This window comes from Allobosea sp. OK403 (assembly GCF_900113835.1).
Lineage (GTDB): Bacteria > Pseudomonadota > Alphaproteobacteria > Rhizobiales > Beijerinckiaceae > Allobosea.
Genome location: NZ_FOQV01000011.1, coordinates 139,852 through 162,070, shown reverse-complemented (window position 1 = coordinate 162,070; position 22,219 = coordinate 139,852). Strand labels below are relative to the sequence as shown.

17 protein-coding genes and 1 pseudogene are annotated in these 22,219 nt (G+C 67.5%); 4 read left to right on the top strand and 14 right to left on the bottom strand.

What is annotated here, in order from left to right; translation table 11 throughout:
• The 4 genes and pseudogenes from BMZ97_RS26030 to BMZ97_RS26015 all read right to left on the bottom strand — a co-directional run.
• Positions 1-2,955, bottom strand: a complete 2,955-nt coding sequence (locus BMZ97_RS26030; protein ID WP_092176774.1) for a bifunctional [glutamine synthetase] adenylyltransferase/[glutamine synthetase]-adenylyl-L-tyrosine phosphorylase — start codon at positions 2,953-2,955, stop codon at positions 1-3.
• A gap of 181 nt (positions 2,956-3,136) precedes the next feature.
• Positions 3,137-4,594 carry a sensor histidine kinase gene (locus BMZ97_RS26025; RefSeq protein WP_092176862.1) on the bottom strand — a complete coding sequence of 486 codons (1,458 nt, stop codon included), beginning with the start codon at positions 4,592-4,594 and terminating at the stop codon, positions 3,137-3,139.
• Between the two features lie 73 nt (positions 4,595-4,667).
• Positions 4,668-5,351 (bottom strand): response regulator transcription factor, encoded by a 684-nt coding sequence (locus BMZ97_RS26020; protein ID WP_092176771.1) that lies wholly within the window; start codon positions 5,349-5,351, stop codon positions 4,668-4,670.
• Between the two features lie 164 nt (positions 5,352-5,515).
• Positions 5,516-6,664 (bottom strand): annotated as a pseudogene (locus BMZ97_RS26015) (trypsin-like peptidase domain-containing protein); the annotation flags it as partial.
• Between the two features lie 196 nt (positions 6,665-6,860).
• Between BMZ97_RS26015 and BMZ97_RS26010 the strand changes: the two are divergent.
• Positions 6,861-7,382 (top strand): hypothetical protein, encoded by a 522-nt coding sequence (locus BMZ97_RS26010; RefSeq protein WP_139221343.1) that lies wholly within the window; start codon positions 6,861-6,863, stop codon positions 7,380-7,382.
• 242 nt (positions 7,383-7,624) lie between these two features.
• On the opposite strand, the gene BMZ97_RS26005 is transcribed toward BMZ97_RS26010, so the two are convergent.
• The 7 genes from BMZ97_RS26005 to BMZ97_RS25975 all read right to left on the bottom strand — a co-directional run bounded on the left by BMZ97_RS26005 (position 7,625) and on the right by BMZ97_RS25975 (position 14,320).
• A complete protein-coding gene (locus tag BMZ97_RS26005) occupies positions 7,625-8,092 on the bottom strand; it encodes a cytochrome c-type biogenesis protein (RefSeq protein WP_092176763.1) in 468 nt (155 codons plus the stop codon).
• Between the two features lie 5 nt (positions 8,093-8,097).
• Positions 8,098-10,110 carry a heme lyase CcmF/NrfE family subunit gene (locus BMZ97_RS26000; RefSeq protein ID WP_092176760.1) on the bottom strand — a complete coding sequence of 671 codons (2,013 nt, stop codon included), beginning with the start codon at positions 10,108-10,110 and terminating at the stop codon, positions 8,098-8,100.
• Between the two features lie 7 nt (positions 10,111-10,117).
• Positions 10,118-10,645, bottom strand: coding sequence for a cytochrome c maturation protein CcmE (ccmE, locus tag BMZ97_RS25995; RefSeq protein ID WP_092176758.1), 528 nt, complete (start codon positions 10,643-10,645; stop codon positions 10,118-10,120).
• On the bottom strand, positions 10,642-11,745 hold the full coding sequence (gene ccmI, locus BMZ97_RS25990; protein ID WP_092176755.1) for a c-type cytochrome biogenesis protein CcmI: 1,104 nt from the start codon (positions 11,743-11,745) through the stop codon (positions 10,642-10,644). The genes ccmE and ccmI overlap by 4 nt, the downstream gene beginning before the upstream one ends.
• Positions 11,746-11,837: 92 nt before the next feature.
• On the bottom strand, positions 11,838-13,214 hold the full coding sequence (locus BMZ97_RS25985; protein ID WP_092176753.1) for an ATP-binding protein: 1,377 nt from the start codon (positions 13,212-13,214) through the stop codon (positions 11,838-11,840).
• Between the two features lie 9 nt (positions 13,215-13,223).
• Complete coding sequence (locus BMZ97_RS25980) at positions 13,224-13,892, bottom strand: response regulator transcription factor (protein ID WP_092176750.1); 669 nt, start codon at positions 13,890-13,892, stop codon at positions 13,224-13,226.
• Positions 13,893-13,999: 107 nt separating this feature from the next.
• Positions 14,000-14,320, bottom strand: coding sequence for a PepSY domain-containing protein (locus tag BMZ97_RS25975; protein ID WP_092176748.1), 321 nt, complete (start codon positions 14,318-14,320; stop codon positions 14,000-14,002).
• A gap of 240 nt (positions 14,321-14,560) precedes the next feature.
• Between BMZ97_RS25975 and BMZ97_RS25970 the strand changes: the two genes are divergently transcribed.
• From BMZ97_RS25970 to BMZ97_RS25960, 3 genes are all read left to right on the top strand, one after another.
• Positions 14,561-15,343, top strand: a complete 783-nt coding sequence (locus BMZ97_RS25970) for a S1 family peptidase (RefSeq protein WP_175525746.1) — start codon at positions 14,561-14,563, stop codon at positions 15,341-15,343.
• A 96-nt stretch (positions 15,344-15,439) separates the two neighbouring features.
• The gene (locus tag BMZ97_RS25965) at positions 15,440-16,288 is read left to right on the top strand and encodes a S1 family peptidase (RefSeq protein WP_092176858.1); all 849 of its coding nucleotides are present in this window, start codon (positions 15,440-15,442) and stop codon (positions 16,286-16,288) included.
• A 694-nt stretch (positions 16,289-16,982) separates the two neighbouring features.
• Positions 16,983-17,807: a hypothetical protein gene (locus BMZ97_RS25960; protein ID WP_139221342.1), complete on the top strand. Its 825-nt coding sequence runs from the start codon at positions 16,983-16,985 to the stop codon at positions 17,805-17,807.
• 310 nt (positions 17,808-18,117) lie between these two features.
• Here BMZ97_RS25960 and BMZ97_RS25955 read toward each other — a convergent pair whose 3' ends face one another.
• The 3 genes from BMZ97_RS25955 to BMZ97_RS25945 all read right to left on the bottom strand — a co-directional run bounded on the left by BMZ97_RS25955 (position 18,118) and on the right by BMZ97_RS25945 (position 22,086).
• Positions 18,118-18,699, bottom strand: coding sequence for an LOG family protein (locus BMZ97_RS25955; protein WP_092176740.1), 582 nt, complete (start codon positions 18,697-18,699; stop codon positions 18,118-18,120).
• On the bottom strand, positions 18,696-20,078 hold the full coding sequence (locus BMZ97_RS25950; protein WP_092176737.1) for a dipeptidase: 1,383 nt from the start codon (positions 20,076-20,078) through the stop codon (positions 18,696-18,698). Before BMZ97_RS25950 ends, BMZ97_RS25955 begins: the two co-directional genes overlap by 4 nt.
• A 448-nt stretch (positions 20,079-20,526) precedes the next feature.
• A complete protein-coding gene (locus BMZ97_RS25945) occupies positions 20,527-22,086 on the bottom strand; it encodes a helicase HerA-like domain-containing protein (RefSeq protein WP_092176734.1) in 1,560 nt (519 codons plus the stop codon).
• Positions 22,087-22,219: the final 133 nt, after the last annotated feature.

Here is a 22,219-nt window from a genome sequence, read left to right as displayed (position 1 = left end):
TCACCCGGCGCGGGCCGCGCCGAGCAGCTTCTGGAACAGGGCGCGGACGCCGGCGCGCATCTCGTCCAGCTCCACCCGCAGCACCTTGGCGTCCGGCCGGCCCACAGCCGTCGCAATCCGCTTCAGCACGCGCGGCGGCACCGCGGCGGGATCGAACGCCTCATCGACGGTGAAACGCTGCCAGAGCTGAACATCGCCGATCAGCCTGTGCGCCTCGATCAGGAAGGCCGCGTCAGCGGGCGACAGCAATCCAGCCTCCCGCGCCGCGGCAAAGACCGAGGCGGTATCGGGCGCGACCAGGCCAGGGTGGCGCGCGGCATGGGCCAGCACCAGGAACTGCGCCAGGAAATCCAGATCGGTCAGGCCCCCAGTCACGAGCTTCAGATCCCAGGGATCGCTCTCGCCCTTCTCCTTGGCGATCAGGGCGCGCATCTCCAGCACCGCAGCTGCGACCTTCGCCGGCTTGCGCTCGCGCCGCAGGATCTGGGCAATCGCTCCTTGCGCCCGGCGCGCCAGCCCGGCATCGCCGGCGACGACGCGAGCGCGCGTCAGCGCCATCTCCTCCCAGATCTCGGCCTCGCCGGTGTGATAGGCCTCGAAACCGGAGAACTGGGTCGCCGCCGGGCTTTTGTTGCCGGTCGGCCGCAGGCGCATATCGACCTGGTAGAGCCCGCCGCGCCGCGTCGGCACCGTCAGCGCCGCCACCAACCTCTGGGTGAAGCGGACATGCCAGGTGACGGGGTCGAGGCTCTTGGCGCCGTCGCTCGGGCCGGCGTCCTCCGGCCGGTCATAAAGCAGGATCAGGTCGAGATCGGAGGATGGCGTGAGTTCGCCCGCGCCGAGCCGGCCTAGCCCCAGCACCACCGTCTCCGCACCCGCAATGATGCCATGATCAGCGGCGAAGGCGGCCCGGGTATCGTCGAAGGCGACGCGCAAGCAGCCTTCGGCTACGGCACAATAGGCCTGGCCCGCCTGCTGGGCCCGGTAGACGCCCGAAATCAGGCGCGCGCCGACCAGGAAATTCTCCTGCCGCGCCGCATCGCGCAAGCGGTCGAGCCCGTCCTCGACGCTGGGCGGCGGATTGCCGACGACGGCCCTGATGCGCCCGGTCAAGGCATCGGTGTCGAGATTGGCCGAGGTGAAGGCCGGGTCGATGATGCCGTCGAGGACATGGGGATAGAGCGCCGCGACCTTGGCGAGCCTGGGCGCGCTGCCGAGGATGTCGGCGAAGATCGTCAGCAGCGAGGCATGCGAGCGCAGCAGCGTCAGCAATTCGACCGCAGCCGGCATGCGCACGAAGGCGTTGTCGAGATGGGCGAGCGCGCCGTCGGGGTCGACGGTGCGGCCGAGCGCCACCAGGAGCGCCGGCGTGAGTTCCGTCAGGACCTCGCGGGCGCGGGCGCTGGTCACCGCGGCGCGGCGGCCGAAATGCCAGCCACGCACCGTCTCGGCGGCAGTGCCGGGGTCGCGGAAGCCGAGCTTGCGCAGGGTCGCCAATGTATCCAGGTCGAGCTCGGTGCCGGTGAAGCTCAGCGTGCCCGCTTCGCTGGCCAGGCTCGGCCCCTCCTCGAAGAGCAGGGCGTAATGCCCCTCGACGCGCCTGGCATGCGCCGTCAGCGCCTTGCCGAAGGCCGCAGTCGAGGGATAGCCGCAGAAGCGCGCGAAGGCCTCCAGGTCGGCTTTCGCCTTGGGCAGGGTCTGCGTCTGCTCGTCATGGCGCATCTGCAGGCGATGTTCGATCACGCGCAGATAGCGATAGGATTCAGCCAGCTCGTCGCGCGCCTTGGGCGTGATCCAGCCTTCATGCGTCAGTTCGCCGAGCATCTCCAGCGTGCGCGGGCCGCGCAGGGCCGGACGCCGGCCACCGAAGACGAGCTGCTGCGTCTGCACGAAGAACTCGATCTCGCGGATGCCGCCGCGCCCGAGCTTCACATTATGGCCCTCGACGGCGATCGTCTCATGGCCCTTCACCGTCTGGATCTGGCGCTTCATCGCATGGATGTCAGCGATCGCGGCGAAGTCGAAATATTTGCGCCAGATGAAGGGGGCGAGATCGGCGAGGAAGCGCTTGCCCAGCGCGAGGTCGCCCGCGACCGGCCGCGCCTTGATCATGGCGGCGCGTTCCCAGTTCTGGCCGACGGTCTCGTAATAGGAATAGGCGCTGGGCAAGGCGACCGCGACATGGGTCGAGGCCGGATCGGGCCGCAGGCGCAGATCGACGCGGAAGACATAGCCGTCGGGCGTGCGCTCCTGGATGATGCGGGCGATGGCTTGCGTCAGCTTGACGAAGAAGCTCGACGGCTCGGCGACGCCTGCGGCCTCGGCGGCCGCGGGATCGAAGAAGACGACGATGTCGATGTCGGAGGAGTAGTTCAGCTCGCCAGCGCCATGCTTGCCGAGCGCGAGCACGACGAGGCCGCAGCCCGCGCCGGGATCGGCCGGATCGCGCAAGTGGATGCGGCCGAGATCGGCCGCCTGCCGCAGGACATGCTCGGTTGCCAGACGCACGGCGGCATCGGCCATCGCCGTCAGCGCGGCTGTGACCGTCTCGACATCCCAGACGCCGCCGATATCGGCGAGCGCGATCAGGAGCGCCATCGCCTGCCGGAAACGGCGTAGCGCGCGCATGAGTTCGGCCGTCTCGACGCCCGACGCGGCGATCGCCGCAATCTCGGCCAGAAGCGCGTCGCGCCGCGCCTCCGGCGCTGTCGTCAAGGCCAGGACAAGCCCAGCCGGATCGAGCCGCATGATCTGCGTCAGGAAGGGCGAATGCGCCAGGATGCCGGCGACGAGATCGACTGATGCCGGGTTGGCGGCGAAATGCTGCGTCAAGGCCTCAGCGGCGGCATCGTCGCGCAGGCGCTCGATCAGCTCGCGCGTCAGCAGCACCTCGCGGCGGGCTTTGGCCGGCAGCACAGGCGCGGCCTTCAGTCGATCGCAAAGCCGCCCGTCCATCGTCTCAGTCCCGCTGTTCCTGGAGCCTCCTGGTCATTCCCTGAGCCCTCATCCTGAGGAGCCATTCCGCGAGGAATGGCGTCTCGAAGGATGCTCCAGGAGGCTCCGGAACTATCTGGAGCATCCTTCGAGACGCCGCTGCGCGGCTCCTCAGGATGAGGGCTAGAGTTTCCAAACGGACTCAAGCCGATTGCAAGCCAGCAGGGTTCGGCTGCGCTGTCGAGGCCGGGAGCGCGCCGCCCTCATGCATGTCCACAGGCTTCGGCTGCGCTTGCGGCAGGGAGATCACGACGCGCAGGCCCGGCGCATTGTCCTCCAGCCTGAGCTGGCCGCCATGCAGCCTGACGACGCCAGCCGCCAGCGCCAGGCCGAGCCCGAAGCCCGGCTTGCTGCGGCTCTGGTCGAGCCTGACGAAGCGCTCCAGCACGCGGCCGCGATCGGCCTCCGGGACGCCCGGCCCGTGATCGGCGACGACGAGCTCGATCTCGGAGCCGACTGGGGCCGCCGAGACCACGACCGTCGCCTCGCCCCCCTCGACCGGCTGGCCGTATTTCAGGGCGTTGTCGATGAGATTGGCGAGCGCCTGGCCAAGCAGTTCGCGATTGCCGGAGACATGCAATTCCGGCGCGACTTCGGTGACCAGCGCGAGGCCTGCTTCCTCGGCCAGCGGCTCGTAAAGCTCCGCCATGCCGGAGACGATCTCGGAGAGGTCGAGCGTATCCATGCTGTCCTGGATGCGGCCGGTCTCGAGCCGCGCGATCATCAGAAGCGCATTGAAGACGCGGATCAGGTTGTCGGCCTCGTCGATCGAGCCGTCGAGCGCGGCGCGCAATTCGTCGGGGGATTTCGCCGTGCGCAGCGCCTCCTCGGCGCGGTTGCGCAGCCGGGTCAACGGCGTCTTCAGGTCATGGGCGATGTTGTCGGAGACCTGCTGCATGCCGGCCATCAATTCACCGATGCGGTCGAGCATGGCATTGAGGTTCAGCGCCAGACGGTCGAGCTCGTCTCCCGTGCCCGAGATCGACAACCGGCCCTTCAGATCGCCGGCCATGATCGACTGGGCCGTGTCGGTCATGCCGTCGACGCGCTTCAGCACACGGCGCGCCACGAACCAGCTCGCAAAGCAGCCGAGCACGAAGACCAGCAGCAGCGACCAGCCGGCCGCGCGCCTGATCACCACGCCGAGACGCTCGCGCTCCTCGACATCGCGCCCGACCAGCAGCCTGAACCCCGCCGGCAGCACGAAGACGCGCACGATCGCGCGGCTCGGCGTATCGACCGCATCGGCGGAGCGCGCGTATTCGATCTCGCTTTCGCCCGGCCGATCGAGCGCGCCCGGCGGCACGGCCTCGACATTGCCGGCGAGACGATCGCCCACCGGCGTGGTGACGAGGTAGAGCGAGGCGCCGGGCCCGCGCGAGCGCCGCTCGATGATGTTGACGAGCCGCCTGATGCCGCCCTGGCGCTGCTGCTCGGCCAGGCCCTGGATCTCGGCGTCGATGGTCGAGCGGATCTGGTCGTCGAGCAGGCGCTTGGCGTTCCAGGCGACATAGCCCAGCACGAAGCCGGCGAAGAGCGCGAAGATGACGAGATAGACCGCCGTCAGCTTGAAGGCAGTGGTGCGAAACAGGTTCGGCAAGAGATGCGTGGCCGCGGATTGCGTGGTCGTCTTGCGCGAAACGCTCTGCGCAGCCGCGCCCTGCCCGGCCGGATCAGCGCGCCGCGTCACGGACCATGTATCCCGCGCCGCGAATGGTGTGGATCATCGGGTGTTCAAAGCCCTTGTCGACCTTGGCGCGCAGGCGGCTGACATGCACGTCGATGACATTGGTCTGGGGGTCGAAATGATAGTCCCAGACATTCTCCAGCAGCATGGTACGCGTCACCACCTGCCCGGCATGCTTCATCAGATATTCGAGCAGGCGGAATTCGCGCGGCTGCAGCGGAATCTCCTCCTCGCCGCGCGCAACGCGATGGGCGAGCCGGTCGAGCGCGAGATCGCCGACGCGATAGGTCGTGGGCTCCGAGGCCGGCGCGGCGCGGCGGCGCGACAGCACCTCGACCCGCGCGAGCAGTTCGGAAAAAGCATAGGGTTTTGGCAGATAATCGTCGCCGCCGGCGCGCAAGCCCTTCACGCGGTCATCGACCTGCGCCAGCGCCGAGAGGATCAGCGCCGGGGTCACATCGTTCTGCTCGCGCAGCGAGCGGATCAATGACAAGCCGTCGAGACGCGGCAGCATGCGGTCGACCACCAGCACGTCATAGCCGCCGCCCTCCGCCATGGCGTAGCCCTCGAGCCCGTCGGCGGCATGGTCGGCGACATGGCCGGCCTCGCGGAAAGCCTTGGTCAGATAGGCCGCTGCCTCGGCATCATCTTCAACGATCAAGAGTCGCATGGGATAAGCCTATCCTACAAAACGCAAAAACGGCAGGCCGGACGATACGCATCCGGCCTGCCGCGGTGAAGGCTGGTCTCCCGGCGGGGGCGACAGGATACCGTGAGACCCGAGCCTGCCCCTAATTAGGCCGCCGGCTGGCGGCCAACCTCGAAGCTGAGCTGGCGCTCCTTGCCGTCACGCCAGACCGTGAGACTGGTCTTGGTGCCCGGCGCGAATTTGGCGATCCGGCGCGAGAGGTCACGCGCATCCTTCACCTGCTCGCCATTGACGGCGACGATGGTGTCTCCGCGCTTGACGCCGGCCTTCGCGGCCGGGCCGTTCTGCTCGGCGCTCGCGACCAGGGCGCCATGCGCCTCCTTGAGACCGATCGCGTCGGCGACTTCGCTGGTCACCGGCTGGATCTGCACGCCGATGAAGCCGCGTGCGACCGAGCCGTCCTTCTTCAGCGCATCGACGACCTGCTCGACGGTGGCGGAGGGAATGGCGAAGGCGATGCCGACGCTGCCGCCCGAGGGTGAGAAGATCGCGGTGTTGACGCCGACGACCTGACCCTGCTGGTTGAAGGTCGGGCCACCGGAATTGCCCTTGTTCACCGGCGCATCGATCTGCAGGTAATCGTCATAGGGGCCCGAGCCGATATCGCGTCCCTGCGCCGAGACGATGCCGGCGGTCACGGTGCCGCCGAGTCCGAAGGGGTTGCCGACAGCCAGCACCCAGTCGCCGATGCGCGGCTTGGCCGAGGCGAGCTGGACGTACTGGAAATTGCCGCCATCCTTGACCTTCAGCAGCGCGAGATCGGTGCGCGGATCGGTACCGACGACCTTGGCCTCGAGCGTCTTGCCGTCATCGGTGACGAGCTGGACCTCGACCGCGTTCTCGACGACGTGGTTGTTGGTCACGACATAGCCGTCCTGGCTGACGAAGAAGCCGGAGCCCTGGGCCATGCCCTGGCGCGGCTGCGGCCGGCCCTGGCGCGGGCCGTCTTGGCCGCCCTGGCCGTCCTGGCGGAAGAAGCGACGCAGTCCGGGCGGCAGGTCGTCCAGGCTGCCCTGGCCGTCCTCATCGGCGGCGGCGACGGTCTGGGTCTTGACGCGGACGGAGACGACGGCAGGCTTCACCTTCTCGACGATGTCGGCGAAGGAGGGGAGCTGCGTCTGGACGCCGGAGAGCTGAATCGGCTGGGCGAAAGCGCGGTGATCGAGCTTCAGCGCGCCATCGGCGATACCGGCGGCAAGGCCGATGCCGAGCGTGGCGGCGCCGGCGATCAGGACGCCGCGCTTCAGAATGGATTTTGAGGTGGTGGTCGTCATGGCGAAACCCTCGGTCAGATCGGCAGGGCCTTCCCTGTCTGTGCTAGGGACCATGACGGGCGCAGCCTTACCCGGATTTGGCGCGAAGATGACGATTTCGTAAGGTTGGGGCTGCGCCGCACGCTTGCACGCTTGACGGGCATTTATGTTGCGGAAACACTCTGTCCGCGAACCGATATTCGCGGGGGGATTGGCGATGAGCGTTCTCAGACATGCGGTCGCCGCCATGCTGCTGCTCGGCAGCAATGCAGCGCTGGCGCAGACCCTGACGGCCTATCAATCCGGGCTGCGGGTCGCCCAGGGGCGAGGATATACCAACGCCGGCTGCTATGCGCAGGTCTTCGCCAAACACGCCGTCGTCGTGGAGAAGGCCGATGGGCGGCGGAACTGGTACGCGGCCTCGACACCCGCTTATAACGCCGAGCAGCGCCAACGCTGCGGGATCGACCGGCTCGCCGATATCTCTGCCCGACGACAGGCGCGGCAAACCGCCGGATATTCCGCGACGAGAGCTGCCGCCCAAACTTATGCCGTCGGACTGAAGGTCGCGGGAGAACGGGGACATAGCGGCGCAAAAGCTGCGTGTTTCGCGCGTACCTATGCGACATTTGCCTCAAGCCGGCCATCTGCGAACGGCAGGGCGGCCTATGCCATCTCCGGCCAGCATGAAACGATCTATGCGGCGGAGCTCTTCAGCCAATGCGGCATCAGCCGCTGAGAGCGTTTTCGAGCGAAGTGGATACCGGTTCGCACGAAGAAAACCCGTTGAAACAAAGATGGGCTCGGGGAACCCTTCTCCCCATCAAAGTCGGCTGTTGCCGACTTTGACACATTGAGTTGCCCATCTCGGGCGAGCCCGAGATGGCTGGGAGAAGGGAAAAAGGGCGCGTCATTCTCGGGCGGAGCGAAGCGCAGAACCTCGAGAAACGGCGTGGTTCCGAGGACGAACGGTGAGCCCGGCTACTCGCCGTCCCGCTTCATCAGCGCCGCGATGCGCGCCTGCTCGTCCGGCGACAATGGCACAGCCGCCTCGCCCAGCGGTTTCATGCGCCGGCCGCTGCGCCAGATGAAGGCGAGGCCCAGCAGCAGGATCAGGAACGGCCCGGCCCAGAGCGCCACGGTCCGGATCGTGAAGGGCGGACGCAGCAGCACGAAATCGCCATAGCGCGCAACGACGAAGTCCTGCACCGCCGCGTCGCTGTCGCCGGCGACGAGCCGCTCGCGCACCAGGATGCGCAGATCGCGCGCCAGGGGCGCGTCGGAATCGTCGATCGACTGGTTCTGGCAGACGAGGCAGCGCAACCCGCCGGAAATCTCCCGGGCGCGGTGTTCGAGCGCAGCGTTCGGCAAAACCTCGTCGGGCTGGACGGCGCGACCGGGAGCGGCCCAGCCCAGGCAGAGCGCAACGATGACGAGGGCGCGCAGCATCGACCTCACTCCGCCGGTTGAGGCGCGGCGGGGACGGGCTTGGCGCGGGCAGGTTTGGCGCGGGCAGGTTTGGCGCGCTGCGGCGCCGCCAGCCGGAAGCGCCTGTCAGTCAGCGACAGCGCGCCGCCGAAGGCCATCACGATCGCGCCGATCCAGATCAGTAGGATCAACGGCTTGTCATAGAGCCTGACGGCGATGCCCCCATCGCTCTCCATCTCGCCGACATTGACATAGGCCTGGCTCAGCCCGTCGGTGCGGATGCCGGCCTCGGTCGTCGGCATGGCGCGGGCGGTGTAGACGCGCTTCATCGCCTCGACGGGCTTGAGCGGCTTGTCGCCGGAGAGGATGCGGAAACGCACCACATCCTCGCGGAAATTGGGGCCAGGGCGCGGGGTGATGCTTTCCAGCACCACGGTATAGCGGCCGCTGGTCAGGCTCTCGCCCGGCTTCAGGATGCCGATCGCCTCAGTGCTCCAGGCGGCGGCGGCGATGCCGATCACGCTCAGGCCCACGCCGGCATGGGCGAAGGCCGTGCCCCAGGCGGAGCGCGGCAGGCCCTTGGCCCGTGACAGAACGGCCCGCAGGCCGCTGGCGCGCGCGGCGATGCGCTCGCCGAGGTCGAAGATCGCGCCGGTGACCAGGAAGACGCCGAGCCCGATGCCGAGCGGCGCCAGCACCGGCCCACCGCGCATATAGGCGAGCACGCCCACCGCAACGAGGATGCCGAGCCCGAAGGCGGCAGCGCTGCGCTGCGCCGCGCCGAGCAGATTGCCGCGCTTCCAGGCAAGCGACTGGCCGAGCGGCAGGATCAGCAGCAGCGGCACCAAAAGCGGCACGAAGGTCGCGTTGAAGAAGGGCGGGCCGACCGAGATCTTGTCCCCGGTCAGCATCTCCAGCACCAACGGATAGAGCGTGCCGATGAAGACCGTGGCGCAGGAGGTCGCGATGAAGACGTTGTTGACGACCAGCGCCCCCTCGCGGGAGACCGGCGCGAACAGGCCGCCCTGCCTGAGCAAGGGCGCGCGCCAGGCGAAGAGCGCCAGCGAGCCGCCGACGAAGAAGATCAGGATCGCCAGGATGAAGAGCCCGCGCGCCGGGTCGCTGGCGAAGGAATGCACCGAGGTCAGCACGCCGGAGCGAACGATGAAGGTACCCAGCAGCGAGAGCGAGAAGGTCAGGATCGCGAGCAGGATCGTCCAGACCTTGAGCGCGTCGCGCTTCTCCATCACCACGGTGGAATGGATCAAGGCGGTGCCGGCGAGCCAGGGCATCAGCGAGGCGTTCTCGACCGGATCCCAGAACCACCAGCCGCCCCAGCCGAGCTCGTAATAGGCCCAATAGGAGCCCATCGCGATGCCCAGCGTCAGGAACACCCAGGCGAGCAGCGTCCAGGGCCGGACCGCGCGTGCCCAGACCGCGTCGATGCGCCCGTCGATCAGGGCCGCGACCGCGAAGGCATAGGTGATGGAGAAGCCGACATAGCCGACATAGAGCAGCGGCGGATGGATCGCGAGACCGAGATCCTGGAGGATCGGGTTGAGGTCCTGGCCCTCGCCCGGCACCGGGTCGAGCCGCCGGAAGGGGTTCGAGGTCAGAAGCGTGAAGGCGAGGAAGGCGACCGTGATCGTGCCTTGGGCGGCGAGCGTGCCGGCCCGCAAGCGCGCCGGCAGCGAATGGCGCGACAGCGCCACCAGCGCCCCGAACAGCGTCAGGATCAAGACCCAGAGCAGCATCGAGCCTTCGTGATTGCCCCAGGCCGAGGTCAGTTTGTAAATCAGCGGCTGGGCCGAATGCGAGTTCGAAGCGACGTTCTCGACCGAGAAGTCGGACCGGACATAGGACGCGATCAGGGCCGCGAAAGACAACGCGACCAGCAGGAAGCAGGTGATCGCCGCAGCGGTGCCGACCGAGGCCAGCGCCCGGTCATGGCGCGCCACGCCCCAGAGCGGCACCAGGGCCTGCACGACGGCGACGCCAAGCGCCAAGGCAAGCGCGAAATGGCCGATCTCGACGATCATGCGCGCCTCATTTGGTGACCGGGGATGGTGTGACGGGGGACGGGTTCGGGCTGGTCGCTCCGGGCTGCCAATGGCCCTGCTTCTTCAGCGCATCGGCGACCTCGCGCGGCATATAGGTCTCGTCATGCTTGGCGAGGACGGAGTCGGCGCGGAAGCGGCCCGCGCCCTCGAAGACGCCTTCGGTGACGACGCCCTGCCCTTCGCGGAAGAGATCGGGCAAGAGCCCCTGATAGGTCACGTTGAGCGTGGTCTTGCTGTCGGTGACCGCGAAGACGACGCGCTGACCCGGGCCACGCACGACCGAACCCGTCTCGACCAGCCCGCCGAGCCGCATGCGCGTGCCGGGCGCGAGCCCCTTCTCGACGATCTCGGTCGGTCCGTAGAAGAAGACGATGGTGTCGCGCATGGCGACGAGCACCAGCCCGGCGGCGAGGCAGAGCACGACGCCGGCGGCGGCGATCAGGGCCAAACGGCGCTGTTTGCGGGTCCAGCGGCGCTTGGCGGCAGCGGGACGTAACGGCTCGGCAGCGGTCATGGCGCCTGCTCCTTCAGCCCGAGTTCACCCGCCAGCTGGTCGAGCTGCACGAGTGCGGCGCTGTCCTGCGACAGCCGCGAACGCGCCGTCGCGACAGCCTCGCGCGCGGCAGCCTTCTCGCCGAGCACATTCTGCGAGCGGATCAATCTTTCCCATTCGGCCAGCGTGCCGCCGCCCGCCTTCAGGCGTTCGGCAAGCCCCTCGACCATGCCGCGGATCGCTGCCTGCTGATCGGCCGCCGGCAGCCTGGCGATCGCGGCCCGCGCAGCGTCTCCGTCGAGCGCCTGCAGCCTCTGGCGCACGGCCGAGACCCAGGGCGCGCCGGGCGGCGCATCCTTGAGCAGGCTTTCGAACGCGGCAATCGCGCCCCGGCTGTCGCCGTCCTGCTCCCTGGCGATGGCGAGAAAGAAGCGCGCGCGCGGATTGCCGGGCTCGCGCTTGAGCGCCTCGGCGAGGGTTTCGCGCGCTTCCGCCGTCACCACGCCGCCGGCCGTAAGGATCTGAGCCTCGCCGAGACCGGCGCGCATCTCCGCCCCGTCCTCGCCATTGCGGATAGCGGCGGCAAAGGCGCGCGCCGCATCTTCGGGGCGGCCCTGCCGCAGATAGACCGGCGCGAGCAGCGACCATCCGCGCCCATCCGCGGGATTGGCCGCCAGATGTGCCTCGATGCGGGCCAGCGACACCGCGAAATCCTGCTGCGACGGATCGCTCCGCAACCGCGCCGACAAAGGCTGGTCGGGGCGCGTGGGCGAGCCATAGGCGCCATAGACCAGCAATGCGAGCAGCGGCACGCAGGACAGGGCCAGCGCCGAGCTGGCGCGGCGGCGGCGCAAGGACGATTCCGTCTCGCCGGCCGGATCGCCCTCCTTGTCGGTCGCGCGCAGGAGACGCCGCGCGGCCTCGACACGAGCGGCTTCAGCCTCGGCCGGGCCGATCAACGTGCGACCGAGGTCGCGGTCGATCTCATCGAGCTGGGCGCGATAAAGGCTCGCGGCATCAGAGCCGTCGGCGAAAGCCGCGCCCTGGCCACGGCCGAGCGGCCAGAGCAGCGCGAAAACCGCCGCCCCCGTCATGACCGCGAAGATGATCCAGATCAGCATCAGGAACTCTTAGACAATCGCGGGCCGCGCTTCACGCACGAAGGTGGCGACAAAGGGTCACGCAGGCGCCTCGCCTCAAACGGCAATTCGTCTTAAACCGAAGGCAGAACGAGGCGCGCCCGCAGGCCGCCCAGCGGCGATTTCTGCAGCGAGAGGCCGCCGCCATAGAGCTTGGCCAGATCGGCGACGATCGACAGGCCCAGCCCCGAGCCTGGAATCGTCTCGTCGAGCCGCCGGCCGCGCTTCAGCACATCCGCCATGGCCTCGTTGGGCAAGCCCGGCCCATCATCGTCGATCAGGAGCGCGATGCGCTCAGACCCGACATCGGATGACGGCGCGAGGCTGACCTCGACGGTCGCGTCCGCCCATTTGAAGGCATTGTCGAGCAGGTTGCCCAGCATCTCCTCGAAATCCTGCTTCTCGCCGCGAAACCGGATTCCGGCCGGCACGCGATGCGAGCCCGTGATGCCGCGTCCCTGCGAGATCTTCGAGAAGGTGCGGATCAACGCATCGAGCGAGGGCGCGGTCTCGGTCACCCCGCCGAGCGCGCCCGACAGCGCGGCGGCCCGGGCGCGGTCGAGATAATACTGAACCTGGTCGCGCATGATCGCGGCCTGCGTCTTCACCATGTCGGGCAGCGCACCCTGCCCGGCCTCCGCCTCGTTCAGCATGACGCTGAGCGGGGTCTTCAGCGCATGCGCGAGATTGCCGACCTGGGTGCGCGCCCGCTCCAGGATTTCGCGATTGGCGTCGATGAGCTGGTTCAGTTCTCCCGCCAGGGGCGCGAGATCGGGCGGGTACTGCCCGGCAATGCGCGGCGCCTCGCCGGTCCGGACGGCCCCGACAGCGGCTCCCAGCCGCACCAGCGGCCGCAGGCCGAAGCGCACCTGGATGAGCGTCGAGGCGACGAGCGCAAGCCCGAGCAGGACGAAGGTCAGCGTCAGGGCAAAGCGGAAATCGCGGATATCGCCGTCGATCTCATCGGCGGGAGCCGCGACCGCCACGGTGAAGCGGCCATCCTCGCCGACATCGATCTCACGTTCGAGGACGCGCAAGGCGCGGTCGTCGGGCCCCGAAACATAGGTTTCGCGCAGGCCCCGCGCATTGGGCGTCAATTGCTGGTCAAGCAATTTCGGCAGCTGGCCGCCGACGAGCGAGCGCGAGCTGCGAATTGTCGGCTTCTCCCCGTCAAGCCGGATGATCTGCCAATACCAGCCCGACAAGGGCAGGTCGAAGCGCGGTTCGCCGAGATCGCCGATCGCCTGCCGCTCCGCTTCGGGCGGCGCGGCAAGATCGGCCACGAGCTCCTTGATGTAGACGCTGAGGCGCTCGTCGAAGCCGCGTTCGGCGGAACGGCGGTAGAAGGTCGTGAGGCCGATGCCCGCCAGCATCAGCACCAGCGCGCAGCAGATCGCCGCCGAAAGGAAGAGCCGCGCGCCAAGCGAATAGCGATGCGACTTCAACGGCATCGCGCGCGATCAGACCTTCTCGGGCGCGGCGGCGATGTAGCCGAGGCCCCGCACGGTCTCGATGACCTCGACGCCGAGCTTCTTGCGCAGGCGGCCGACGAAGACCTCGATCGTGTTCGAATCCCGGTCGAAATCCTGGTCGTAGAGATGCTCGACCAGCTCCGTGCGGGAGACGACGCGGCCCTGGTGATGCATCAGATAGGCGAGCAGGCGGTACTCATGCGAGGTCAGCTTGACCGGGTTGCCGTCGACGACGACGCGGCTGGCGCGCGTGTCGAGCCGCACCGGCCCGCAGATCAATTCGGCGGTCGCATGTCCAGCGGCGCGGCGCAGCAGGGCGCGCACGCGCGCCAGGAGCTCCTCGACATGGAAGGGTTTGACCACATAATCGTCGGCGCCGGCATCGAAGCCGGCGACCTTGTCGCTCCAGCGGTCGCGCGCCGTCAGGATCAGCACCGGCATCGCCTTGCCGGCGCGTCGCCAGCCCTGCAGCACGGCGACGCCATCGACCTTCGGCAGGCCGAGGTCGAGAATGACGGCGTCATAGGGTTCGGTCTCGCCGAGATAGAGCCCTTCCTCGCCGTCAAAAGCCTTGTCGACCGCATAGCCGGCATTCTCCAGCGCGGTAACGATCTGGCGGTTGAGGTCCTTGTCGTCCTCGACGACGAGCAGTCTCACGGTCGCGTACTCCTGGTTAGCAAGGATATCTGCCTCGTCGGCAATGATATCTGCCAGATTGGCGATGATATGTGGCCCGGCCGGGCCCGAATCGCGAGGCCTCGCGCTCAGCGTATGGTCGCAACCTTGCCAGATTGGCCCTCGAGCGTCACCCGGGCGACGCGCCCGTCGCGCTTCAGCGTCGTGATCACATAGACATATTCATCGCCCTGGCGGCAGAGCCGGATGCGCAAGACCTCGCCCGGCGCCGCATTACGGGCATGACGCGAGGCCTGTGCAGGCTGAATGACGCGCCCATCGGCGATGGCCTCGCGCATCTCCTCGGCGGAGAGGCATGAGATCGGCGTCGGGTCGTCGACCCGGACGATCGGCAGCGGGGCCGCGAGCAAAGCGAGAGCGAAGATGGGTTCAACGGGCATCATCGACATGCGCTAATCCCGGCCGACTGAACACACCATGAATACCATGGCGTGCATCGGCGCAGAGTATGTCACGCAATCGCCACCCGTCCACGTCCTTCATGGCTGCGCCCGATCACGGCGTTGACCCGGGCGATCACGAGCGCGACATCAGCCTGCGGCGAGACCTGCCATGATCGCTTCCGATTGCGGGTTCAAATTGGCCGGCGCCCGCGCTATCCAGCCCTCCCGATGAGTAAGGAGCGCGCCATGGGCCTCGGACGATTGATCGCAGCCTGCGGGCTGGCGCTGTCTGCGATGGCGGCGCCGCAAATGGCGGGCGCTGTGGTCGGCGGCCGCGATGGCGGCCCGGCCGCCGCATCGACCCTGATGGTCCTGAATGCGCGCGGCGGCGTCTGCTCGGGCATCGTCCTGTCGTCGCGCACCATCCTGACCGCGGCACATTGCGCCGATGGCGGCACGGATCTGCGCATTCACTGGAAAGAGGGCGGCAGCGACGAGCCCGTGCTGATCGCCCCAGTCAGCGTCGCCATCCACCCCGAATTCAATGGCGGGGCCGTCGCCAATCGCCGGCGCTCGATCGATCTCGTGCTGCTGCGTGTCCAGGTCGCGCTGCCGGCCCGCTTCGTCCCGGCCACGCTGGTCGATGGCGACCTGCCGCGCGCCGGCTCGCCTGTGTCGCTCGCCGGCTATGGCGTGACCCGCGAAGGCGAGGCCCGCACCACCGGAACCTATCGCTCGGCCGGGCTCGTCACTGTGGAGCCCTATGGTCCCGGCCATATCCTGATCTGGGCGGCCGACGCCAATGGCCTCGGCAAGAAGGCGGGCGCCGGCGCCTGCCAGGGCGATTCCGGCGGGCCGATGACATCAGCCGATGGCGGCGTCATCGCCGTCGCCAGCTGGTCGACCGGCCCCTCGGGCAAGAGTTGCGGCCTGTTGAGCCAGGGCGTTCTCGTCGCCCCGCAACGCGGCTGGATCGACAAGACCTTGTCGAACTGGGGCGAGAGCGCCAGCTGGACAACACGCCGCTGACGGGAGGGCCGGAGGCTGTTCGGGACTCCGGGGACGATTTGACGCTGGCGAGCAGCAACCCATACATTGAAGCCAGTTCCAAGCTTGGTCGCCATCATGACATTGCGCGCAATTGCACTTGCCACTGCACTCGTGGCGGCCCTCTTGGCCGCCGCCTCCCCCGCGCTCGCCGTGGTGGGTGGCACGACGTCGCGGGATGCCGGCGGCATGCGCGCCTCGACCTTGCGGATCGAAACCAGCCGGGGCGAACTCTGCTCCGGCGCGGCGATCGCGCCCGAGCTGGTCCTGACCGCCGCGCATTGCCTGATGGGCGGCGGCTCGGTCCGCGTCATCAGCCTCGATCCACGCTTTCGCACGCGCCGCCACCCCGTGATCGCCGTGCTGCCGCATCCGAGCTTCGTGCCGGGAACGACGCCGCGCACGCAGCCCGGCACCGATCTCGCGCTCCTGCGGCTGGCATCGCCGCTACCGCCCGATATCGAGCCGCTTTCGCTCGGCGGCGGCCTCTGGCAGGGTGAGGCCGTCACCATGGCGGGCTTCGGCCTCGCGATCGAGGACAACAAGGGCACGGCGCGGCGCCTGCGCGAGACGCCCCTGGTCAATGCCGGCAACTACACCACGGCCAACACCGTCAAGGTCGCGGTCGATACGCAGACCAAGGGCGAAAGCCCGGGCGCCGGGGCCTGCCGCGGCGATTCCGGCGGCCCCGTGCTGCGCGGTTCGTCCGCTTCGCGCGATCTCGTCGGCATCGTCAGCTGGTCGAGCGGCCCGCTCAACTCGCGGGCCAGGCGCATCTGCGGCGGCTTCACCGCGATCACGCCGATCAACGAGCATCGCTCCTGGATCACGGAAGCCAGCGCGCGCCTGCTCGCGCTCGGCGCCGGCGGGCGGCAAGAGGAACCACCGCAGCCGCCCGCCAGCTATAGCTGGTGGTTCTCGCGCTGATCCCGTTCCGCCCGCTGAGGGGCAAGCTGAATGGACATCGCGGCCTCATTCGGATTGCGGAGATAGGGAGGGATCGCGTCGGGCATGGGCGGCAACCGCCCTCGCCGAGCCCCTCTGCCATGCTCGGGCGGTCGCGAAGATCTGATTGCGAGCCTCGCATGAGACGGCGCCGGTTTATTGCACATCTCGGCGGCGCGGCGCCGGTGCCACGCGCGGCCTTGCGAGCCTTCCAGCTGCAGTGCAGCGTTTTCAGGGACGTCCTGCGGGCGATTTCGCCTCCGGGCTGAACTGGAAGCGCCGTCGTTTCGCGGCGATGCAGAATTTAGTCCGCTATGAGGGCTTAGCGGAGTTGACAGATCACCTCCCGGTAGATTTCTAGTGGCTGGAGCAGCTTAAAATAAGCACCCCCAAGCCCATACAACACGCATTCCCTTTCGGCATTTCGGCGTCTTACTGTTTTCTATCGTAACCCGTCGAGCTTCTGGATCGGGGCTGCGGCCGACTGTCACTTCGTTCATGACGCGATGGGACGCCGATGCCACTCAAATCAAAAGAATTCTCCGGCGATCCGCGGTTGGAGGCCTGCGCGGTCTCCGATCCCAGCCATGTGACGCCAGGCACCATCGGCGATTTCGTCGGCAAGATTCAGCAGGCGCTGATCCGGCTCGGCGCAGGGGACATCGCAGCGGACGAATTGTCCAAGATGCGCTACGGACCATCGACGGCCGCCAGCGTGCGGAGTTTCAAGACAGCGCGCCGCATCCTGAATTACGCCGGGCGGATCGACGATATCGTCGGCAAGAAGACAATCGCCGCACTCGACCAAGAGCTGGCATCGATTGGCCCTCCGCCTCCGCCTCCGCCTCCACCTCCACCTCCACCATCCGGGCCGCCAAGGGTATTCGTCGTCCATGACGTGCGTCTGTTCGGCTGGAAGCCGCTTGGCGACGTGCTTGAGGTCAACGGCGACACGCCGCTGCAATGGATGATCGACAATGTCATCAAGCGGGGCGATGAGGCCGGCGGCAATCTTACGCTGAAAATCATGTCGCACGGCCTGCCCGGCTTCGTGCAATGCTGCAGGGGCGCGTTTCAACATCCGACATTGCCGGAGCGGATTGTCGATCCCGCAAAGGGCAACCTCTATATCGGCCCCGGAAAAGGCGGGATCTGCCGGACCGATCTGGCGCAGCTCGAGCAACTGCGTGGCAAGGTCAAGCGCATCGAATTCCATAGCTGCCTGGTGGCGCGCATCGGGGCGTGTTTCGAGGCCAATGGCCACGTCAGCTATGACGGCAACGAATTCTGCTACCAACTCGCGCAGCGTACCGGCGCCGAAGTCGTCGCCTCCATCCATCTGCAATTTTATTGGACGGGAACACAGCCCGCCGGCATGCATTTCGGCAGCTGGAACGGCCTCAGATTCACCTGGGGACCTGCCGGCAACATCATTGAGACAAAGCAGTTTCCATATAAGGAACTGACCGGCCCGCCGCCGCCTGGAACGCCAGCCACCTGAGCGGTAATTATGCGAGGCCCCAAAAGGCCATCACCATTGGCCTCGCCCCCTGCCCCGCTCGCCTCGCGCCCTACCCCGGATTGCGCAGATAGCTGAGGATCTCGTCGGGCAGGGCGTAGTCGATCTCGCGGCGAACGCTCCAGAACTCCGAGCGCGGCCGGTCCGCTTTTTTGGACAGGCAGGCTTGCGCGCATCATCCGGCGCTGAGCGATGACGTTATCCTCCGCCGTCATTCCCGGGCGATCCGAAGGATCGAGCCCGGAATGACGGCGGAGCCTCAGGATGAGAGCTTAAGTCTCGAACCCGCCGCTCAAGCCTGTTCCTTCTCCACCCATTTGATCGTCGCGGCCGGCACATATTGCTCCATGCGGTCGAGCAGGGTCGCCGGCTCGGTATCGGTCAGCGCCATGGCGCGATGGGTCGGCTTCAGGAAGCCGGCATCGACGGTGTTGTCGAGGAAGGCCGCGAGCGGGTCGTAGAAGCCCGCGACATTGAGGAAAGCGAGCGGCTTGGAATGGATCCCGAGCTGCCCCCAGGTCCAAATCTCGAACAACTCCTCAAACGTGCCGATGCCGCCAGGCATGGCGATGAAGCCGTCCGAGAGCTCGGCCATCCGCGCCTTGCGGATATGCATGGTCTCGACGACTTCGAGCCGCGTCAGGCCGTGATGCCCGACCTCCTTTTCGCGCAGCGCGCGGGGAATGACACCATGAACCTCGCCGCCAGCCTCGAGCGCGGCATTGGCGACGATGCCCATCAATCCCACCGCGCCGCCGCCATAGACCAGGACGAGGCCGCGCCGGGCGATCTCGGCGCCCATGGCGCGGGCGCCCGCCGCATAGACGGGCTCATTGCCGGGATTGGACCCGCAGAAGACGCAAACCGATTTCATGAACCCAATGCCTGCAAGATGCGCGCCCAGGAGCGCTGTCCCTTATGGAAGGATGAGAGGTCGTATTTTTCGTTGGGCGAATGCACCCGGTCGTCATCGAGGCCGAAGCCGACGAGCAGCGTGTCCATGCCGAGCAGGCGCTTGAAATCGCCGACCACCGGCACCGAGCCGCCCGAGCCGATCGTCACCGCCTTGCGGCCCCATTCCTCGGTCAGGGCCGCACGCGCTTTGGTCAGCGCCGGTGAATCGGCGGGCACCGCGATTGCGGGCGAGGCGCTGTAGACGATGAACTCGGCCGAGATGTCGTCGGGCAATTGCGCGCGGACATAGGCCTGGAAGGCGGCGGCGATCTTGTCGGGGTCCTGCTTGCCGACGAGACGGAAGGAGACCTTGGCCGAGGCCTTGGCGGCGATCACCGTCTTGGTGCCCTCGCCGGTATAGCCGCCCCAGATGCCGTTGACGTCGCAGGTCGGGCGCGACTGGATCTGCTCGATCAGCATGCGGCCCTTCTCGCCGATCGAATGCTTCAGGCCGACCTGGCCGAGGAACTCCTCTTCCGTCAGCCCCAGATCGGCCCAATCGGCCTTCTGCGAATTCGACGGCTCCTCGACGCCTTCATAGAAGCCGGGAACCGTGATGCGGCCGGTCTCGTCATGCAGGCTGGCTATGATGCGCGAAAGCACATGCACCGGATTGGCGGCCGCGCCGCCGAACAGGCCCGAATGCAGGTCGCGATCGGCGCAGCTGATCGTGACCTCCTGATAGACCATGCCGCGCAGCGAGGCGGTGATCGCCGGCGTGTCGCGGTCCCACATGCCGGTGTCGCAGACCAGCGCGATGTCGGCCTTGAGCTTGTCGGCATTCTCACGGACGAAGGCCGGCAGGTTGACCGAGCCGGATTCCTCCTCGCCCTCGACCAGGATGGTGACGCCGACAGGCAGATCGCCCGTCTCGGCGATGGTGGCGCGCATCGCCTCGACGAAGGTCATGACCTGGCCCTTGTCGTCGCAGGCGCCGCGCGCGACGATGACCTTGCGGCCGGGCGCGATCTCCTTGACCACCGGCTTGAACGGCTCGGTATCCCAGAGATTCAGCGGATCGACCGGCTGCACGTCGTAATGGCCGTAGAACAGCACATGCGGGGCGCCGGGCTTGGGCCGGTGCGCCAGCACGACAGGCTGGCCGGGCGTCTCGCCGAGCGAAGCCTTGAAGCCGAGCGATTCCAGATCCGCCCGCAGCCACTCCGCGGCGCGACGGCTATCGGGCCAGTAGGCGGAATCCGTCGAGATCGAGGGGATTTCGAGCCAGGACGACAACCGCGCGAGCGAGGCTTCGAGATCGGCATCGAGACGGGAGAGAACGGCAGGAAGCTTGGACATGGCGCTCAACTGGTCTGGGGCCCTCGTCATCCGAGAGCCGATTCAGGTCGCGCCATCATGACAAGGCTTGAGGGCTGCGTCAGCCACCTAGTGAACATGACGCCCCTGCTCCGCAACCGCTGGTAACTGCCGCAGCACTCATCCTGGGGAGCCACTCCTGGACCTCTACAGGCAGCGCGCGGGGAACCCCTCTCCTGTAAGGAGAGGGGCAGGGGTGAGGTGTAGGCCCCTGGACCAGTTGGGTGGAAACTTTGCCGTCATTGCGAGCGTAGCGAAGCAATCCAGGGGGCGTAGAGCGAGCCCTTCTGGATTGCTTCGCTGCGCTCGCAATGACGGTGGAGCAACGGTGAGGTCGCAGCCAAAGCGTCAAACGGCCGACCCCTCACCTTGCCCTCTCCCTACGGGAGAGGGTTCCCCGCGCTGGCTGGACTTCGGGCTTCTCTCCGCCCTACCGCTTCCCGCCCATCATGCTGCCGAGCACCCCGCGCAGGATCGCGGTGCCGACCTGCCGGCCGATCGAGGTCGCGGCCGAGCGGGCCGCCGAGGTGATGATCTTCTCGGTCATGCTCTGCGGCAGGGCGCCGCCACGGCTGCCGGGACCGGTCTTGGGACGCGGCGCGTTCGAGCCGCCACCGAACCAGCCGCCGATCGTGTCCATGATGCCGCCGCCACCCGTGGTCGAGGCTTCGACCGGCGAACCGTCGGGCTGCAGGTTCTTGCGCCGCATCAGCTCCTCATAAGCCGAGTCGGCGTCGATCATGGTGTCGTATTTGCCCTTGAAGCCCGAGGCGTTCATCGCCTGCTGGCGCTCCTGCACGCTGCACGGACCGACCTGCGCCATGGGCGGGGCGATCAGCGTGCGCTCGACCATGGTCGGCGTGCCCTTGCCCTCCAGCGTCGAGGTCAGCGCCTCGCCGACGGCAAGCTGGGTGATTGCCTCCTCGGTCTTGAATTTTGGGTTCTGGCGGAAGGTTTCGGCCGCGGCACGCACCGCCTTCTGGTCGCGCGGGGTGAAGGCGCGCAAGGCGTGCTGGACGCGGTTGCCGAGCTGGGCCAGCACCGTATCGGGGATATCGAGCGGGTTCTGGGTGACGAAATAGACGCCGACACCCTTCGAGCGGATCAGCCTGACCACCTGCTCGACCGCCGTCAGCAAGGCCTTTGGCGCGCCGTTGAACAGCAGATGCGCCTCGTCGAAGAAGAAGACCAGCTTGGGCTTATCGAGATCGCCGACCTCGGGAAGCTGCTCGAACAGTTCTGAGAGCAGCCAGAGCAGGAAGGTGGCGTAGAGCCTGGGGTTGGCCATCAGCTTGTCGGCCGCCATGATGTTGACGATGCCGCGGCCGTCGCGGTCGGTCTTCATCAGGTCGTTGATGTCGAGCGCCGGCTCGCCGAAGAACAGATCGCCCTTCTGGTTCTCCAGCACCAGCAATTGGCGCTGGATCGTGCCGACCGACTGGGCGGTGACATTGCCGTATTTCGTCGTCAGATCGGAGGCATTCTCGGCGATGAAGGAGAGGATCGCGCGCAGATCCTTGAGATCGAGCAGGAGCAGCTTCTGCTCGTCGGCGATGCGGAAGGCGATGTTGAGCACGCCCTCCTGGGTGTCGTTGAGGTCGAGCAGCCGCGCCAGCAAGAGCGGGCCCATCTCGGAAATGGTGGCGCGGACGGGGTGGCCCTGCTCGCCGAAAACGTCCCAGAACACGGTGGTGAACTGGTCGGGCTCGTATGTCACGCCGATTTCCGCGGCGCGCTTGACGAAGGCCGGCTGGGAGCTGCCGGGCGCCGCGATCCCTGACAGATCGCCCTTGATGTCGGCGGCGAAGACCGGCACGCCGTTGCGGGCAAAGCCTTCCGCCATCACCTGCAGCGTCACGGTCTTGCCCGTGCCGGTCGCGCCCGTCACCAGCCCATGGCGGTTGGCGAGCTTGAGCAAGAGGTTTTCGGCCTTCCAGCTCTTGCCGATCAGGATCGCGCCATCCTCCACCACGAGATCTGCTTTCGCCATGCTGTCCGCCTGTTGTGTTATCGAAAAGTCAGGGCAAGGGTGTAGCGAAACGCGCCAGCCGGCGGAAGCCTCAGGGGAATCGCATTTGGATTTTTGAGCCCTCATCCTGAGGAGCCGCGGCATGCGGCGTCTC

Bases quoted from the DNA above. Each gene is read 5' to 3' on its own strand.
- BMZ97_RS26020 (WP_092176771.1), bottom strand. From the start codon at position 5,351: ATGCGACTCTTGATCGTTGAAGATGATGCCGAGGCAGCGGCCTATCTG.
- BMZ97_RS25950 (WP_092176737.1), bottom strand. From the start codon at position 20,078: ATGTCCAAGCTTCCTGCCGTTCTCTCCCGTCTCGATGCCGATCTCGAA.
- BMZ97_RS26010 (WP_139221343.1), top strand. From the start codon at position 6,861: ATGAGCGTTCTCAGACATGCGGTCGCCGCCATGCTGCTGCTCGGCAGC.
- ccmI (WP_092176755.1), bottom strand. From the start codon at position 11,745: ATGCTGATCTGGATCATCTTCGCGGTCATGACGGGGGCGGCGGTTTTC.
- BMZ97_RS25945 (WP_092176734.1), bottom strand. From the start codon at position 22,086: ATGGCGAAAGCAGATCTCGTGGTGGAGGATGGCGCGATCCTGATCGGC.
- BMZ97_RS25965 (WP_092176858.1), top strand. From the start codon at position 15,440: ATGACATTGCGCGCAATTGCACTTGCCACTGCACTCGTGGCGGCCCTC.
- BMZ97_RS25975 (WP_092176748.1), bottom strand. From the start codon at position 14,320: ATGTCGATGATGCCCGTTGAACCCATCTTCGCTCTCGCTTTGCTCGCG.
- BMZ97_RS26000 (WP_092176760.1), bottom strand. From the start codon at position 10,110: ATGATCGTCGAGATCGGCCATTTCGCGCTTGCCTTGGCGCTTGGCGTC.
- BMZ97_RS25985 (WP_092176753.1), bottom strand. From the start codon at position 13,214: ATGCCGTTGAAGTCGCATCGCTATTCGCTTGGCGCGCGGCTCTTCCTT.
- BMZ97_RS25970 (WP_175525746.1), top strand. From the start codon at position 14,561: ATGGGCCTCGGACGATTGATCGCAGCCTGCGGGCTGGCGCTGTCTGCG.
- BMZ97_RS26030 (WP_092176774.1), bottom strand. From the start codon at position 2,955: ATGGACGGGCGGCTTTGCGATCGACTGAAGGCCGCGCCTGTGCTGCCG.
- BMZ97_RS26005 (WP_092176763.1), bottom strand. From the start codon at position 8,092: ATGCTGCGCGCCCTCGTCATCGTTGCGCTCTGCCTGGGCTGGGCCGCT.
- BMZ97_RS25955 (WP_092176740.1), bottom strand. From the start codon at position 18,699: ATGAAATCGGTTTGCGTCTTCTGCGGGTCCAATCCCGGCAATGAGCCC.
- ccmE (WP_092176758.1), bottom strand. From the start codon at position 10,645: ATGACCGCTGCCGAGCCGTTACGTCCCGCTGCCGCCAAGCGCCGCTGG.